The 16,489-nt window shown below is 64.1% G+C and carries 16 protein-coding genes; 5 read left to right on the top strand and 11 right to left on the bottom strand.

What is annotated here, in order from left to right; translation table 11 throughout:
* Positions 1 to 233: 233 nt before the first annotated feature.
* Together CQ12_RS04375 and CQ12_RS04370 are read right to left on the bottom strand one after the other, a co-directional pair.
* A complete protein-coding gene (locus tag CQ12_RS04375) occupies positions 234 to 1,121 on the bottom strand; it encodes a DUF6537 domain-containing protein (RefSeq protein ID WP_057834131.1) in 888 nt (295 codons plus the stop codon).
* 17 nt (positions 1,122 to 1,138) lie between these two features.
* Entirely contained in the window at positions 1,139 to 1,804 is a 666-nt protein-coding gene (locus CQ12_RS04370) for a Crp/Fnr family transcriptional regulator (RefSeq protein WP_057834130.1), read from the bottom strand.
* 300 nt (positions 1,805 to 2,104) lie between these two features.
* Between CQ12_RS04370 and CQ12_RS04365 the strand changes: the two genes are divergently transcribed.
* Positions 2,105 to 3,217, top strand: coding sequence for a cyclic nucleotide-gated ion channel (locus CQ12_RS04365; protein WP_057834129.1), 1,113 nt, complete (start codon positions 2,105 to 2,107; stop codon positions 3,215 to 3,217).
* A 30-nt stretch (positions 3,218 to 3,247) separates the two neighbouring features.
* A complete protein-coding gene (locus tag CQ12_RS04360) occupies positions 3,248 to 4,033 on the top strand; it encodes an enoyl-CoA hydratase/isomerase family protein (protein ID WP_057834142.1) in 786 nt (261 codons plus the stop codon).
* A gap of 6 nt (positions 4,034 to 4,039) precedes the next feature.
* On the opposite strand, the gene CQ12_RS04355 is transcribed toward CQ12_RS04360, so the two are convergent.
* Together CQ12_RS04355 and CQ12_RS04350 are read right to left on the bottom strand one after the other, a co-directional pair.
* The gene (locus CQ12_RS04355; protein WP_057834128.1) at positions 4,040 to 4,474 is read right to left on the bottom strand and encodes a DUF6157 family protein; all 435 of its coding nucleotides are present in this window, start codon (positions 4,472 to 4,474) and stop codon (positions 4,040 to 4,042) included.
* A 34-nt stretch (positions 4,475 to 4,508) separates the two neighbouring features.
* A complete protein-coding gene (locus CQ12_RS04350; protein WP_057834127.1) occupies positions 4,509 to 5,153 on the bottom strand; it encodes a glutathione S-transferase family protein in 645 nt (214 codons plus the stop codon).
* An 88-nt stretch (positions 5,154 to 5,241) separates the two neighbouring features.
* Between CQ12_RS04350 and CQ12_RS04345 the strand changes: the two genes are divergently transcribed.
* The 3 genes from CQ12_RS04345 (at position 5,242) to CQ12_RS04335 (ending at position 8,503) form a co-directional block, all read left to right on the top strand.
* Positions 5,242 to 6,240 carry a helix-turn-helix transcriptional regulator gene (locus tag CQ12_RS04345; protein WP_057834126.1) on the top strand — a complete coding sequence of 333 codons (999 nt, stop codon included), beginning with the start codon at positions 5,242 to 5,244 and terminating at the stop codon, positions 6,238 to 6,240.
* Between the two features lie 134 nt (positions 6,241 to 6,374).
* Entirely contained in the window at positions 6,375 to 6,632 is a 258-nt protein-coding gene (locus tag CQ12_RS04340) for a hypothetical protein (protein ID WP_057834125.1), read from the top strand.
* A 230-nt stretch (positions 6,633 to 6,862) separates the two neighbouring features.
* The gene (locus tag CQ12_RS04335) at positions 6,863 to 8,503 is read left to right on the top strand and encodes an ankyrin repeat domain-containing protein (protein ID WP_057834124.1); all 1,641 of its coding nucleotides are present in this window, start codon (positions 6,863 to 6,865) and stop codon (positions 8,501 to 8,503) included.
* A gap of 175 nt (positions 8,504 to 8,678) precedes the next feature.
* Here the strand turns inward: CQ12_RS04335 and CQ12_RS04330 are convergent, their stop codons facing one another.
* The 7 genes from CQ12_RS04330 to CQ12_RS04300 all read right to left on the bottom strand — a co-directional run bounded on the left by CQ12_RS04330 (position 8,679) and on the right by CQ12_RS04300 (position 16,420).
* Complete coding sequence (locus CQ12_RS04330) at positions 8,679 to 9,392, bottom strand: nitroreductase (protein WP_057834123.1); 714 nt, start codon at positions 9,390 to 9,392, stop codon at positions 8,679 to 8,681.
* 2 nt (positions 9,393 to 9,394) lie between these two features.
* Positions 9,395 to 10,639 carry an acyl-CoA dehydrogenase gene (locus CQ12_RS04325; protein WP_057834122.1) on the bottom strand — a complete coding sequence of 415 codons (1,245 nt, stop codon included), beginning with the start codon at positions 10,637 to 10,639 and terminating at the stop codon, positions 9,395 to 9,397.
* Positions 10,640 to 10,748: 109 nt separating this feature from the next.
* Positions 10,749 to 11,996, bottom strand: a complete 1,248-nt coding sequence (locus tag CQ12_RS04320; RefSeq protein ID WP_057834121.1) for an acyl-CoA dehydrogenase — start codon at positions 11,994 to 11,996, stop codon at positions 10,749 to 10,751.
* A gap of 12 nt (positions 11,997 to 12,008) precedes the next feature.
* Complete coding sequence (locus CQ12_RS04315; RefSeq protein ID WP_057834120.1) at positions 12,009 to 12,422, bottom strand: gamma-glutamylcyclotransferase family protein; 414 nt, start codon at positions 12,420 to 12,422, stop codon at positions 12,009 to 12,011.
* A gap of 15 nt (positions 12,423 to 12,437) precedes the next feature.
* Positions 12,438 to 13,565 (bottom strand): acyl-CoA dehydrogenase family protein, encoded by a 1,128-nt coding sequence (locus CQ12_RS04310; protein WP_057834119.1) that lies wholly within the window; start codon positions 13,563 to 13,565, stop codon positions 12,438 to 12,440.
* Positions 13,566 to 13,701: 136 nt separating this feature from the next.
* Positions 13,702 to 15,573 (bottom strand): AMP-binding protein, encoded by a 1,872-nt coding sequence (locus CQ12_RS04305; protein WP_057834118.1) that lies wholly within the window; start codon positions 15,571 to 15,573, stop codon positions 13,702 to 13,704.
* A 40-nt stretch (positions 15,574 to 15,613) separates the two neighbouring features.
* Complete coding sequence (locus CQ12_RS04300) at positions 15,614 to 16,420, bottom strand: enoyl-CoA hydratase/isomerase family protein (RefSeq protein ID WP_057834141.1); 807 nt, start codon at positions 16,418 to 16,420, stop codon at positions 15,614 to 15,616.
* Between the last annotated feature and the right edge of the window lie 69 nt (positions 16,421 to 16,489).

Here is a 16,489-nt window from a genome sequence, read left to right as displayed (position 1 = left end):
ACCCTATGGCACTTCGATGCCGCAGAGTGGGCGCCGTCCACAGCATCAAAAGGCGACGTAGCGAGTTCGCAGGGTACTGTCCGCGACACATAGGAAAGCGGACATGCTGTCGCTGCCCCGCAGCCTTCTGCCGGGCATCCGCGTCTTTGCTTCAACAACGCAAGAAAGACGTGGATCGCCGGGACAAGCCCGGCCATGACGAAAAAACGCGGAAGCGTGCCCACCCTACGATTCTACGACGTCCTTCCAGGCGCCCCCCCCACATACGCGCTGGCGGTCGCCCGCGCGCGGATCTCCGCGATCTTGCGCTTGAGCGCGGACTGCCGCGGGTCGGGCACGGCGGCGGCGCGCGCCTCGGTCACCGCGCCGCCGAGATCCGATAGAGCCAGCACGCCGTCGAAGGTCGGCTTGGCGAGACCGTCGATGATTGCGTTCCAGTCCGCCATGCCCTGGCGATAGACGTCGCCATAACCCTCGATCATGGTCGCGGTCTGGATGATCGCCGGCGCCGCCTGCGGCTGCTTGGTCAGGCTGCGGTCGATCATGTGCAGCCAGCGCTCGACCCAGACCCGCTCCTTGGCATAGCGCACCGAGAACAGCCGCCATCGCCGCAAGCCCGCCTCGATCTTGAGGCGTCGAATGCCGTACCGGCTGGCCGTGCTGAAGCGGATGGAGACGCGCTTTTGCGCCCAGCCCAGCCATTCCAGCGCATCGATGAGGTATTCGGCGATGACAGCGGGAAGCGCGCCGATCAACTCCTCGAGCCGGAACTTCCTGACGTCGACGGAGCCGGCAGAACGTCCCTGCAGTTCGGTGAGCTTGAGCTGCGCGATCCGGATCGGGTCCTCATAACTCATACGCACCGCCATCAGCCGCGCGATCTCGCCAAGCATCGCGTCGTCGACGCCCCGTTTGCCGATGAAGCGCCGCAAGCGATCGACATAGAGCGTCGCGTAGCCCGGGCCCTGATAGTCGATGAGGAGATGGATGGCCTCGCTCGCCACCGCCATCACCGGCTCCGGCAGCCCCTCGGGCAGGAACGGCGCGGTGTCGTCATCATCCTCGCCGATGAAGTCGGCGAACAGATAACGCAGCGACGACAGGAACCCGCGGTCTGCCACTCTCCCTGCTCCGGCCTCTACGCAGGTTTCGGCTCGGCGGTGGAAGCCAGATGCTGGGCCAGCCGCTTTTCCGCCGCGTCCAGATTCTGGAACAGACGCGCACTGGCCAGGCGAAGGAAATAAAAGCCGAACGCGGGGTTCTGCACGTAAAGCTCCTCGACCTTTGTGTAGCTGACGCTCAGGATCAGGCCGCTCTCGATACACTCCAGCGTCTGGGTTCGCGTGTTCGAGGGCGACAGCATGCCGAGCTCGCCGACGATGGCGCCGACCGGCAGCACGATGCCCGATTCGACCAGCTTGAACTTGCCGCTGACGATATAGAGCATGTCCTCGGCTTTCTCGTCCTTGTAAAACAGGATCTCGCCGGCCGCGTAATTGCGCTCGGTCATGAACGGCTTCAGCCATTCCATCGACAGGTCGCTGTTGACGGATTTCTTCACGTCGCGCACCAGCTGCAGCATCTGGTGCAGGCGATAGGAATTGACCAGCAGCATGGCGAACTGCACCACCATGACCAGGTAGTTGTGGGCCGGGATCGCGGTTATGATCAGGATGACGTTGGCGAGAATGCCGAAGACGCGCAACGGGATCATGGTCTTCATCGTGGTGGTGGCGACCACGAAAATTGTCGCGAATAGCGCGCCCGCCGTTCCTGCGTGTTGAGCCAGATGAGACGTATCCATTGGATGCCAACCAATTGCTTCAGGGAGTGAATTTTTGTCGCGATTCTGCTGCGGCGCCGCCATCGTAAACGGCGCGGGACCCTTTTGGTATACGAGGAAAAGGCGACGTTTTGTCGGGATTCTCACTATTCCGGGGTAAAATTCGCTTCTCCCAAGCTCCGGGCTGCGGCCTGAACCGGCCGGCCCTGCGCAGCCGTCGTTGACGGCCTCCTCACAGGCGGGCACTTTGCGACCCATCGGTCACGCTGCGGCCTGACCGTTATCCAGCTTTCATGGCACGCATCAGGTCCTCCGCATCCGATGTCCAAGCGGCTCGTTCTCTCGGCACTGGCTCAGTTCACCGCCAAGACGGCCGGCCGCAACATGACCAAGGCGGCCTATATCGCGGTGGCCGCTGGCATCGCGGCGATGGTGGTGCTCACGACAGCCCCCGCCTACGAGGCGGCGCACCATTGGGTCGACGCGGTGCTGTGGGCGTGCCTCGCCTATTTCGTGTTCGAGTGGGTCGTGCGGCTGTGCCACATGGCGCGGCAAGGGCGGCTGTGGCTCTACGTCTCCTCCAGCAGCGGAGTGGTCGACGCGATCGGCGCGCTTGCCGTGCCGATCGCGCTGGTCGCGGGCGTCGAGCACCAGACGGCGTGGCTGCTCAGCATTCTCTGGGTGCTCAAGGTCGTGCCGGGCATTCCGGGGTTGCGGCAATTACGGCGCGTGCTGGTGCTGGAGTCGGGGCCACTGCTCAGCGTGCTCGTGATCTTCCTGATGGTGGTATTCCTGGCGTCGGTCGCCGAATACTTCCTGGAACGCGACGTGCAGCCGGCGACGTTCGGCAGCGTGCCGGCCGCGCTGTGGTGGGCGGTGGTGACGCTGACCACGACCGGCTATGGCGACGTGGTGCCGATCACCCCGCTCGGCCGCCTGGTCGCAGCGCTGGTGATGATCTCGGGTCTCGGCGTGTTCGGGCTCTGGACCGGTATTCTGGCGACCGGGTTTGCCGCCGAGACCCGCCGCGACAATTTCCTGAAGACGTGGGAGACCGTCAGCAAGGTGCCGTTCTTCGCGACGCTTGGCCCATCCGCGATCGCCGACGTCACCCACATGTTGCGGACGATGGACCTGCCGGCGCGCACGCAGATCATCCGCAAGGGACAGAAAGGCGACTGCATGTATTTCATCGCTGCCGGAGAAGCCGAGGTCGAACTGCCCGGCAAAAAGATCGCGCTCGGCGAAGGCACGTTCTTCGGCGAGATGGCGCTGCTCGGCAACAGCGTGCGCGGCGCTGATGTCACGACCACCAAGGTGACGCGGCTATTGGTGCTCGATCTCGTGGACTTTCGCCTGCTGATGGCGCGGCATCCGGATCTCGCCGAGACCATCGACGCCGAGGCCAAGCGGCGCGCGCAAGAGAACCAGTAGTCAAAACCAACAAGAAGAATGGAGAGAATGATGTCCGACGTAGCCGACGCAGCGAGCGCGCCGATCCTCGAAATCAATGGCGCCCGCGCCACCATACGCCTCAACCGGCCGCAACACATGAACCGGCTGCAGAGCGAGGATCTCGGCGATCTCTTAAAGCTGTTCGACCGGATCGAGGCCGATCCTGCGATCCGCGTGATGGTGCTGACCGGCACCGGCCGCGCTTTCAGCTCCGGCTACGATCTGAATTCGGTGGCGGATCGCGCGACCAGCGAGCACGAACAGCCGAGCGCGGGATCGGCGTTCGAGGTCGTCGTCAACCGGCTGGAGGATCTCGGCGTGCCGACGATCTGCCGGCTCAATGGCGGCGTCTATGGCGGCTCGACCGATCTGGCGCTGGCCTGCGATTTTCGCATCGGCGTCGATACCGCCGAGATGTTCATGCCGGCGGCGCGGTTCGGGCTGCATTATTACAAGAGCGGTATCGAACGCTATGTGTCGCGGCTCGGCGTCGACAATGCAAAGATGCTGTTTCTCACCGCGCAGAAAATCACCGCGCCGGAAATGCTGCGGATCGGCTACCTCACCGCCATGGTGCCGGTGGAAAGGCTGGACGAGGAAGTCGACAAGCTTGCCGCCATCCTGGCCGGCAACGCGCCGCTGGCAATGGCCGGCATGAAGCGCGCCATCAACGAATTCGCGCGCGGCAAGCTTGACGAGGACGCCGCCAATCTGCGCCACCGCGAGAGCATGCGCGGCGACGAGATCAGGGAAGGCGTAAGAGCGTTGGCGGAGAAGCGCCCGCCGAAATTCTGAAAGAATTCAAGCCCGCCTGGTCCGCATCGCCCGGACCTGCTTGACCTTGGGATCGCGCGCCAGCGCCTGGTAGCGCTGGCTGTCGACGGCATAGATCGCAACGCGCCCTTCGGCATCGGCATGCACGCCCCAGCCGAAGCGCTTGCCGAGCCCCGAGGCGCGCAGGCACGCCTGCCCCCTGGAGAAGAATTCGTCGCGGGCGAGGCTTTTCTCCTTCTTCGTCGCCTTTGCGCCGAGCTGCCGGCCGGGAGCGGAGGTCGCGAACACCACGTCATCAGAGGTGTATTTGTAGGGCGCTTCCGCAATCATCTGGTATTGCAGGCCGGCCACGGTCGGATTCCCCGCGCGCGCCGGCGGCGCTTCGCCGGACCGCGCGGGACAATCTTCCGCGACCTGGATGAAGGTGTCGAAACAGTTGGTCGTGTGCACGGTCTTTGTCATCCAGGAATCCAGTCTTCGCGATACCGCCTCTTCTTCACCCGCCGCTGGCTGCAGCGTGCTGTGCCGCCATCTCATCATCGGCCGCGCTGATCCGCTTGAATGCGGGGCGCGAGGTGATGCGCTCGGCATAGGCCTTGAATACGTCGTTTTGCGGCACGAGGCCAAACATCATCGTCCAGCTGAACGCCACGCCCCATAGAATATCGGCGGCCGTCATGCGGTCTCCGAGCAGATAGGGCGCCTTGGAAAGCTGCGCCTCCAATACACCGAGCATGGTGTCGTAATCGGAATAGGGCGAGTGCGACACCGGCGCCGGTTCGCGCTTCATGAACTTGTCGATCAAAGCAGGTTCGAAGGACGAACCATAATAGGCGATCCAGCGCAGATACGGGCCGCGTTGCGAATCGTCGAGCGCGGGCGTCAGCCCGGCCTTCGGAAACAGGTCGGCGAGATACGTGTAGATGGCGACCTGTTCGGTCACCAGCGCCCCGCGATGGCGGACCGCCGGAACCTTGCCCAGCGGGTTGATGGCGAGATAGGCCGGCTGGCGCTGCTCGCCCGCCTTCATGTTCAGGACATGGAGATCGTAAGGCGCGCCCAGTTCCTCCAGCAGCACCCGCGTGCCCGTGGCGCGGCTCTGCGGCGAATAATAAAGCGTGATGCGGTTCTCAGCGGTCATTGGCAGTCTCCTTTTGAAGCCGACGGGCAACGGACCTTCTATGCCCGACCATACCTGACATCCTGTGTCAGGTATGGTTTAAGGGGCCATGCGCGCGAGCCGGCTGCTTTCCATCCTCACCACCTTGCAGGCGCGGGGACAGATCACCGCGCCTGAACTTGCCGAGGCGTGCGAAGTTTCGGTGCGCACCATCTATCGCGACATCGATGCGCTCGCCGCGGCCGGTGTCCCTGTCTATGCCGAGCGCGGCGCCGAAGGCGGCTATCGCCTGCTCGACGGCTATCGCGTGCGGCTGAACGGACTGTCGCAACCGGAGGCCGAGGCGCTGTTCATGACGGGACTGCCCGGCCCTGCGGCCGCGCTCGGCCTGGATGCTGCGATGATGGCGGCGCAGACCAAGCTGATGGCGGCGCTGCCCGAAAATATGCGCCCGAGTGCCGGGCGGATGCAGGAGCGGTTTCATCTCGATGCGCCAAGCTGGTTCGGAGAGACCGAGCAGCCGAAACATCTGCGCGCCATCGCCGCTGCGCTGCTGCGCGAGAGCCTGATCGAAATCCGCTACCAGAGCTGGCGGGCGGAGAAGCGCCGCCGCGTCGCGCCGCTCGGTCTCGTGCTGAAAGGTGGAAGCTGGTATCTGGCCGGCCATGTCGACGGCAGCGTGCGCACCTATCGCGTGGCGCGCGTGCTCGATTGCAATGTTCTGGACAAGCACTTCGACCGGCCCGCCGAATTCGATCTCGCCGCCTATTGGCAGGCTGCAACGCTGCGGCTCGAAGCCGAGATGCATCCGAACGAAGCCACCGTGCGGCTGTCGCCGTTCGGCGTCAAACTGCTCAATGCGTTCAGCCAGCCTTACGTGCGGACGCGCACCCGTATCGAAGAGACCGCGGATGCAGACGGCTGGCGCATCGCTGTCGTGCCGATCGGGAAAACCGTGTGGCATGCCGCCGCCGAACTGCTGCGTCTCGGCGCGGAAGCGGAGGTGCTGGCGCCGGTGGAACTGCGCGACAAGATGGCCGAACTGGCGCATGAGATGGCCGCGCGCTACCGCACGGCGTCGGTCGAATGTCCGGATAGGAAAAATTAACGAAGATCGCGTCCCGCGAAATATTCTTGAAACACGATTCTCCGCTTTGCGCATGAACGCAAGTCGCGTCCGGGCCGACTGATGGGCAGGGACGCAACAACGGCCTCGCGCCAAAGAATTGGAGAAATTGAGTTATGTTTCGCAAGATTACCCTCGGACTGATTGCCGCCGCCTCCCTCACCTTTGCCGCTGCCGCGCCTGCGTCCGCCGGTGGCTTTCATCACCATCACTGGGGCCATCATTGGGGCCATGGCTACGGCTGGGGTCCCGCCGTCAGCGTCGGCTTCGGTGGCGTCTATGTCGATACCGGCCTGAACGGCTGCCTGCGGCAGCGTTGGGTCGAGACCCGCCGTGGCATGCGCCTTCGCACCGTGAACGTCTGCGCCTACTGATCGAACAGCGTAATCAAGAAAGATCCCGGCCGCGAGAGCGAGCCGGGATTTTTCCGCGCGTTTGGTGCGTTGACCCCTGCCCGCGGCGGCCATATGGTAGCGCCCGCGGTGCAAGCCGCTCCCGGGCCCGCGGGAAGGGTTGAACCCACTTGCAGCTTTCGAGCAACATCTAGAGCCTTTGTGCAGCCGGTATTGCGGGCCTTCGGCGATGTCACGCACGGAGGTGTCTGATGGACCGGTCTTTCGAGCGACTGAATCTCGATCATCTGAAGAAACAAGCCAAGCAATTGATCCGCCTCTATCGAAGCCGCGATCCGGCGGCGATGGCGCGGCTGCGCAGCGCGCTGCCGGCGGCGTCCGGCCGCAGCGACGAGGATATGGCTTCCCTCGAACTTCGCCTGCACGACGCGCAATCATGCATCGCACGCGAGCATGGCTTTGTGTCCTGGACCGAACTGAAGCAATATGTCGAGGTGCAGATGGCGGTACGCGACAAGCGCGACGCCCGCATCCTGCACTGGGCACAGCTGATCTATTCCGGCGATGTCAGCGGCACGGTCAACCGCGCCAACCCGCGCGTGGCATTGCGTATCCTCGCTGACGATCCCGGATTGATCGCAGGCGATCCCTGGCTCGCCTGCGCGATCGGCGACGAAGGCGCACTGCGGCGGGCGACGGAGGCCGATCCGGCATGGCTCAACCGTGCTGGCGGCCCGCTGCGATTGCCGCCGCTGCTCGCGGTGGCGCATTCGAGCCTGTTACGCGTGGACGAATTTCGCCAGCGCCTGCACGCCAGCGCGCGGTTGCTGATCGCTGATGGTGCCGATGTCAATCAGCACATTTTCAGCCGTTGGCCGCCGGGATCGCTGGCCGAGCCGGACCAGAGTTGCCCGCTCTCGACGCTCTACGGCGCGGCCGGCAGCAACCATGATCCCGCGCTGACGAAATTGCTGCTCGATGCCGGCGCCAATCCCAATGACGGCGAGTCGCTCTATCACTCGCTGGAGCATCCGGCATGCACGCGCCTGCTGCTGGAGCACGGCGCGCGCATTGCCGGGAGCAATGCGATCTACCGGTCGATCGATCTCGAGGACGACACGGCGCTGAAATTGCTGCTGCAGCATGGCGGCGATCCGAACGAGCCGGCGGGGAATCCACCGTTGACCGAGTGGGGCTCGCCTTTGGCTTGGGCGATCTACCGGCGGCGACCGCGTCACGTGATGGCACTGCTGGAAGCCGGCGCCGACCCGTCGCGACCAACCCGTGACGACATCAGCCCCTACCGGCTGGCGCTGCGGTTTGGCCTCTCCGATGCCGCAGCGCTGCTGCGCGGACCGGCCGGCGAGCCTGACATCTCCGACGAGGAACGCTTCGTCGCCGCATGTGCGCGTGGTGATGCAGCCGAGGCGCGCGCGATACGGGCACAGAGGCCTGACCTGCCTGCTTCGCTGTCGTCCGCACAGTTGCGACTATTGCCCGACATGGCCGCGGCCGGTGCCGATGAGATCGTCAGGGTGATGGTCGAACGTGGCTGGCCGATCGCCGTGCGCGGCGGTGACTGGGATGCATCCGCGCTCAATCACGCGGTGTTCCGCGGCAATGCCGCGTTGACGCGCTTCCTGCTCGAACACGGCGCCGAGTGGACCGAGCGGCATGGCTTCGGCGACAATGCTTGCGGTTCGCTGTCATGGGCATCCCTCAACGAGCCGGTCGAAGGCGGCGACTGGGTCGGTTGTGCGCGCGCCCTGCGCGACCATGGCATGCCCGGCGCGACTGAAATTCCCGATGATCCCAAATGGGTGATGGTCGCGGGAATCAGGAAGCGGTTTTCGGACGAGGTGACCGAGGAACTGCTGGGTCGCGAGGCTTGAGCGCTCTTTCCCTCTCCCCTTGTGGGAGAGGGTGGATGCGATGCGCAGCATCGCAGACGGATGAGGGGTTCTCTCCGCGGGTATACGTCCCTCGTCTGAAACGTCTGCGTCCGCCGATAGAACCCCTCATCCGGCGGGCTGCGTCCGCCACCTTCTCCCACAAGGGGAGAAGGATTTACTCGTCCACGAACGTGACGGTATCCGTCACACTCGCGCGCGAGGTGCGGTAGCTGTTCACCTTGTGCGAATGATCGGCGAAGCCGAACGAAATGCCGCAGACGACCTTGCGATCATCGGCCAGCTTGAAGTGTCGCCGGATCAATCCGGAATGCCGCGCCAGCGCGGCCTGCGGTATCGTGCCGAGGCCGAGCGCCTGCGCCGCCAGCATGAAGTTCGAGACATAGGCGCCGCAATCCACCGCGCCGTAGATACCGAGCGGCTCGTCGGTGTGGATGATGGCGACATGCGGCGCGCCGAAGAAATTGTAGTTCTCCAGCGCCTGCTTGGCGTAGCCCATCTTGTCGCCGCGCGGGATGCCGAGCGTGTTGTAGAGCTGAAAGCCGCTCTCGCGGCGGCGCTCGAGATAGACGCCGAGATATTCGCGAGGCGGCGTGAAGTCATGGTCGTCCCTGGCGCCGGAGGCGGCCTCGGCATAGATCGCCTTGCGAAACGCCTCCTTGGCCTCGCCGCTGGCGATCAATACCTGCCAGGGCTGGCTGTTGCACCAGGACGCCGTGCGCTGGGCGACTTTGAGAATTTGCTCGATGGTCTCGCGCGGCACTTCCCGCGGCAGGAACGCGCGCACGGAGTAGCGCTCGTTCAGGAGCTCTTCGAGCACGCCGATGCGGTCCGCCGTCGCGTAGTATGCCTTCGGCGCCTTTGCGTCCATGATTACCGCCCCTTGGTCGGGATCTTGTTGAACGGCACGTCCTTGTCGACGCGGATGTCGCCCGGCAAACCAAGCACGCGCTCGGCGATGATGTTGCGCAGGATTTCATCGGTGCCGCCGGCGATGCGCATCGACGGCGAGGACAGCAGCATCTGCTGGAACTGACCGTGAACCATTTCCTCATCCGTGCTGGTCAGCGTACCCGCCGCGCCCTGCAGATCCATCGCATAAGCCGCGATGTCCTGCAGCATCATGCCCGACACCAGCTTGCCGATGGAATTTTCCGGGCCCGGCCGCTCGCCCTTCGACAGCGAGGAGATCGCGCGGTAGCTGGTGTATTTCAGCCCGTTCGACTTCACCGCCCAGCTCGCGAGCTTGGAGCGCACCGCGGGATCGTCGATCGCGAGCCCATCCTCCAGCATCAGGTTCGAGCAGAATTCGAACATCTCGGGGACGCCGGTGGCGAGTCGCGAACCAATCGACATGCGCTCGTTCATCAGCGTGGTCAGCGACACGTTCCAGCCGTCGCCGACCGCGCCGAGGCGCTGGCTGTCCGGGATCACCACGTCGGTGAAATAGACCTCGTTGAATTCCTGCATGCCGTTGGCCTGCTTGATCGGCCGCACCTCGACGCCCTTGCTCTTCATGTCGAGGAAGAACATCGTCAGGCCCTTGTGCTTGGGCACGTTGGGATCGGTGCGGGTGATCAGAAGGCCGTAGTCGGAATAATGCGCGCCCGAGGTCCAGATCTTCTGGCCGTTGACGATCCAGTTGTCGCCCTGCTTTTCCGCACGCGTGCGCAAGCCCGCCACGTCGGAACCGCCGGCCGGCTCGGAGAACAACTGACACCAGATATGCTCACCGGAAGCGAGCTTCGGCAGATAATGCCGCTTGTGCTCCTCGCTGCCGAACGCCATCACGGTTGGGCCGCACATGCCCTCGCCAATCTGGAACGGCTGCGTCAGCTTGCCATAGACGCCCTCTTCCTGCTGCCAGATCACCTTCTCGATCGGGGTCGCGCCGCGGCCGCCATATTCCTTCGGCCAGTGCAGGCAGGCCCAACCGCCTTTGGCCTTCTTCTTCTGCCAGGCCTTGCCGACATCGACGATCTCTTCCTTCTCCAGCCGGATGCGGCCGAGCGAGGATTTTGACAGTTCCGCCTCGTATTGCTTCGGCGCGTTGGCCTCGATCCATTTGCGGGCGGTAGCGCGGAATTCGGCTTCCTGCGGCGTATCGTCGAAGTTCATGGCGGACCTCTTTTTTGTTTTCTGTGTAGGGTGGGCTGAGCGAAGCGAGCCCACCATCTGAGTGTGACGCGGTGGGCAACGCACGCGCGTTGCCCACCCTACGAATTTGTTACGCCCGACCTTTCGTCGGGATCTGGTTGAACGGCACGTCCTTGTCGACCCTGATGTCGCCGGGCAGACCGAGCACGCGCTCGGCGATGATGTTGCGCATGATCTCGTCGGTGCCGCCCTCGACGCGGGTGCCGGGCGCGCGCAGCAGCATCGCCTGGAATTTGCCGGCAACTTCCGCATCTTCCGGCCCGCTCAACACGCCGGCGGCGCCCTGCAGGTCCAGCGCGTACATCGCGACTTCCTGCACCATCGAACCCGCCACCAGCTTGCCGATGGAGTTTTCCGGACCCGGGCGCTCGCCCTTCGAAAGCGCCGAGATCGCGCGCATGCTGGTGTATCGCAGCCCGCTCGCCTTCACTGCGTAGTTCGCCAGCCTCGAACGGACGCTGCGGTCCTCGATCGCGGGTCCGTCTTCCAGCATCAGGCTGTTGCAGAAGTCGAACAATTCAGGGAAGCCGGTCGCAACGCCGGCGCCGATCGACATACGCTCGTTCATCAGCGTGGTCAGCGAGACGTTCCAGCCGTCATTGACGGCGCCGAGACGCTGCGAGTCCGGAATCTTGACGTCGGTAAAGTAGACCTCGTTGAAGTCGGACTGGCCGCTGGCCTGCTTGATCGGCCGCACTTCGACGCCGGGGCTCTTCATGTCCAGGAAGAACATGGTGAGACCCTTGTGTTTTGCCACAGTCGGATCGGTGCGCGTCAGCAGGATGCCGTAGTCGGAATAATGCGCGCCCGAGGTCCAGATCTTCTGACCGTTGATGATCCAGTCGTCGCCCTTCTTTTCCGCGCGGGTGCGGAGCCCTGCGACGTCCGAACCGCCGGCGGGTTCGGAGAACAGCTGACACCAGACTTTCTCGCCCGACGCCAGCGGCGGCAGATACTTGCGCTTTTGATCCTCGCCGGCGAACGCCATCATGGTCGGCCCACACATGCCGTGGCCGATGATGAACATGCCGGAGAGCCGGCCGAACGGCCCCTCTTCCTGCTGCCAGATCACGCGCTCGATCGGCGACGAGCCGCGGCCGCCATATTCCTTCGGCCAGTGCAGGCAGGCCCAGCCGGCGTCGGCCTTCTTCTTCTGCCAGGCCTTGGCGACCTCGAGCATGTTGGCATTCTTCAGCCCGGTGCGGCCGAGCGAGACCTTGCGCAACTCGTCCTCGTATTGCTTGGGGGCGTTAGCCTGAATCCATGCGCGGGCCTCGGCGCGGAACGCGGCTTCCTGCGGGGTGTCGTCAAAATTCATTCGCGTTGTCCTTTATCGAATGCTTGCCGCATAATCGGCCGGCAGCCCCAGCCGACCGGCAACAGCACGTAATTTTTCGGCGTATTCCGGATTTGCCACCACCGGCTCGTCCGACGGCGGCAGATTGAAACAGAGCGCGGGAACGCACGATCGATCCCTAAGTTGAGCCATCACAGCCTCCGGACGGTAAGCCGCGACGCTCGGCTCGGAGTAAAGCCGGTCTACGTCCTTGTGGGACAGGCCGATGACATAACCATGGACGCACCTTGCCGGATCAGGAACCAGCGTCGCGCGCTGGCCGATCTGAAGCGTCATTCCGGCAACGCAGGCTTGACGCGGCTCGATCGGACGGAATCCGTTGGCACGGAGCGCCTCGGCGTCCATGAACAGACCGTAAAAAAATACATTGATCGAGCGCGCGTCCATGTTTCTCAAACCGACTTACGCCGCGTTCTTCTTGCGCATGCGGTCGATCAGCTGATCTTCCCAATACGACAGGCTGCCGAGCGTCAGCGCAGTGGCGTTGGCGCGGCGGTAGTACATGTGGCAGTCGAACTCCCAAGTGAAGCCCATGCCGCCGTGAACCTGGATGTTGTTCTTGGAGCAGTGCTGGAACGCCTGCGTCGCGCTGATGCGCGCGGCAGCGGCGGCTTCCGGCAATTCCGACGCGTTGGTCGAGAGCGCCCAGGCGCCGTAATAGCAATTCGAGCGCGCCAGCGTCGCCGAGACATACATGTCGGCGAGGATGTGCTTCACCGCCTGGAACGAGCCGATCGGCCGGCCGAAGGCGATACGGTCGAGCGCGTAGTCGCGGCCCATTTCGAGCGCACGGTCGGAGCCGCCGACCTGCTCGAACGCCAGCAGCACCGCAGCGCGATCGAGCACCTGAGTAAGAATGCTCCAGCCTTCACCGGTAGCTCCAAGCGGTTCGGCCTTGGCGTTCTTGAAGGTGAGTTCGGCCTGACCACGGGTCGGGTCGAGGTTGGTCAGCGCCTTCGCCTCGACGCCGCCGGCCTTCAGATCGACGAGAAACAGCGAGATATCGGAATCGCGCCCCGAAGAGCCGGTGCGCGCGGCGACGACGGCGAAATCGGCAATCGCGCCATCCGGCACCGGCTTCTTCACGCCTGACAGCGTGCCGCCGGAGGCCTGCAGCTTGATCGCGTTCGGCGACGGATTTCCCTTGCCCTCGAACAGCGCCAGCGTGCCGATCGCCCCGCCCGAGGCAATCTTCGGCAGCCATTTCTGCTTCTGCGCGTCGGAGCCTGCCAGCAGCAGCGCTTCGGCAGCGAGGTAGACGGTGGAGGAGAACGGCACCGGTGCATTGGCGCGGCCCATTTCCTCCGCGATCACGCAGAGCTCGAGATGGCCGGCGCCCGCACCGCCGAATTCCTCGGGGATCGCGACGCCGAGGAAGCCCATCTCGGCGAGCCCCTTCCACAGCGCCTTGTCATACACCGCCTTGCCGTCGAGCACCTCGCGCACGGCTTTCGGCGGGCACTGTTCGGTGAGGAACTTCCTCGCCGCATCGCGCATCTGTTTCTGGTCGTCGGAGAAATCGAAATTCATGGCGGCTTACCTCAGTTGCTTTCGTGTTGTTTATTCGCCGTCATTCCGGGGCGATGCGCAGCATCGAACCCGGAATCTCGAGATTCCGGGTTCACGCTTCGCGCGCCCCGGAATGACGGGTGGTGAGAGCATTGTTTCATTGCAGCACAATCACATCTTCGCCGGGCTTGCCGGCGTAGAGCTTCTCCACCAGCGCGGCGCGGCGTTCGAGGCCGGCGCGCTGGTTGATGTAGCCCTTGTCGGTGAGTTCGTTGCCGTCGATCGAGGGCGGCTCGGACATCAGCATCGCGCGGGCGATCCGCATGCTGCTGCCGGTGGTGGAGGCGTTATGCGCTTCCAGCCCGCGCTTGAGGCAGGCGATCACTTCGGGATGCCGGATAACATCGTCGAACGTCGCGTCCGGATTACCGACGATTTGCCGGCAGGCATGCAGATTGGGCCAGGCGAGCAGCCCGATGAATTCGCGGTCCTGACCGGCAACCAGCGCGTCGTGCACGACGGGCGTGGCGGCGGCGATCGCATCCGTCCTCAGCGAGCCGACGTGCACAAAAGTGCCGGTCGTGAGCTTGAAATCCTCGACCACGCGGCCGGCGAAGATGATCCCCTGCAGCGGATCGTTCTCGTCGACGAACACGCCGGCATCGCCGATGCAGTAAAAGCCTTCCTCGTCGAACATCTTCCTGGTCAGATCAGGCTGGCCGAAATAGCCGGGCGTAACGTTGACGCCGCGCAGGCGCAGCTCGTATTTCGAGCCGCACGGTACCAGCTTCAGTTCGACGCCGGGGAACGGCAGGCCGATCAGGCCGACGCGCTCGGTGTCCCAATAGGTGCCGGTCGAGGTGGGCGCGGTCTCGGTCGAGCCCCAGCCCGTATAGAACACGATGCGCTCGCCGGTGGCCTTCACCGCCAGCGCCTGCATGCGGTCGTAGAGATCATCCGGCAGCCGCGCGCCGCCATAGGCCATGATGGAGAGGTTCTTGAAGAAGCTGCGGCACAGCGCGTCGTCCTTCTCCATCGCCGCAGCGAGTGCCGCGTAGCCCGCGGGCACGTTGGCGTAATAGGTCGGCGAAACCTCGCGCAGGTTACGGATGGTCTCTTCGAGTTGGCCGGGCATCGGCCGGCCGTCATCGATATAGAGCGTGCCGCCATCGACCAGGATCGGATGGAACGCGGCGTTGCCGCCCATGGTGTGATTCCACGGCATCCAGTCGAGCACGGTGGCGATTGGCCCGCTGGGATCGCGCGGGCGCACCTGCATCATCATCGCCGCATTGGCGCACATCATCTCCTGCGTGTTGATGACGGCCTTCGGCATCCCGGTCGATCCCGAGGTGAACAGCAACTTGCCGATCGTCTGCGGCGTGATCTTCGCAATCGATTCCTCGACAGCGTTCGTTACCGGCGTGGCCGCAAGGTCGGCAAAGGACACGCTCTTGATCCCGTCGCAGGGCCGCAGGACGTGCACGACGGTGACGCCGGTGAGATCGAGTGCCTTCAAGGCCTTCTCGAAGGTCGGCCCGTCCTGCACCATCACCACCGCAGGCTTGATCAGATTGAAGAGGTATTTGAGCTTGAGATGATCCTGGCTCATCAACGAATAGGCCGGCGACACCGGTGCCGCGGGAGCGCGTGCCTGCATGGCCGCCTGCGTCATCAGCGCATGCTCGATGGAGTTGCCGGAGAGGATCGCGACCGGGCGGCCTTCGCCGAGGCCGAGATTGAGCAGGCCCTGCGTCAGACCGTCGACGACGAGTTTGGCTTCGCCGTAAGAAACCTTTCGCCATTGCCGGTCCGCGCCGCCGCGTTGCGCCAGCCAGATGCGTTCCGGTGCCTCTCTCGCCCATTTCGAAAGCGACGCCGGAATATGCTTCTCGTACGGCTGCAGCGGAATGCGCGACTTCAGGATGACGACGCCATCGGCACGACGCTCGACCGCGATGTCGCGCGGCAGCCACTCGATCTTGCGGAAGGCCGGCTTTGTCAGCACCTTCGCTGCACTCCCACCCATATTGCGTCTCCCGGAATTCGGTCCTTTGCGGATCTTGTCGTCATCGCCTGATATAGACAGGCTTTCGCTTTTCGAGAAAGGCCCTGATGCCTTCGCTGAATTCTTCGGAACGGCTGCACAACACCTGATTACGGTCTTCGATCGCGATCACGGCTTCGATCGAACCCGCATCGACGCTCATGTTGAGGCATTCTTTCGACAGTCTCAAACCGACCGGCGACGCCGTCATCATCGCATCGACATAGGGTTCGGCCGCCGCATCAAGCCTGCCGTCCTCAACGACCTCGGAAACAAGGCCCACCGCAAGCGCACGCTCGGCGCCGATGAAGCGGCCGGTCAGGATCAGTTCAGAAGCCACCGACACGCCGACGAGGCGCGGCAGGAAATAGGAGGTGCCGATGTCGCAGCCGCCGAGGCCGAGCTTGATGAAGGCGCAGTTCATCCGCGCCGATTTCGTCGCAATGCGAATGTCGGCGGCGAGCGCGAGCGCAAAGCCGCCGCCGGCGGCCGCGCCCTGGATCAGCGCAATGATCGGTTGCGGGCAGCGCCGCATCAGCATCACGATATCGGCAATGCGGCGCTGCGAGTCCAAGGACTCGGTCACGCCGGGCGGTTCCTGCTGCCCGGCGCGGCGCTTCATGGCGTGTTTCAGATCGAGCCCGGCGCAGAACGACGCCCCGGCGCCTTTCAGCACCACGACGCGGGTCGAGCGATTGCGCTGCAGACCTTCGAAATAGGTGTTCAACGCGTCGATCAGCGAGGGATCGAGCGCGTTGAGGCTGTCCGGGCGATTGAGCGTGACCCAATCGACTCCGTCATGATGTGCGATCAGCAGCGGTTGAGTCACGAAGCGCTCCCTGCATCCGCGGATTGCGGCGCTCATTGCTGCGCCCTCTCCCCTTGTGGGAGAAGCTAC

This window comes from Bradyrhizobium jicamae (assembly GCF_001440395.1).
Classification (GTDB): Bacteria; Pseudomonadota; Alphaproteobacteria; order Rhizobiales; family Xanthobacteraceae; genus Bradyrhizobium; species Bradyrhizobium jicamae.
This window is presented reverse-complemented; position numbering and strand designations above follow the sequence as displayed.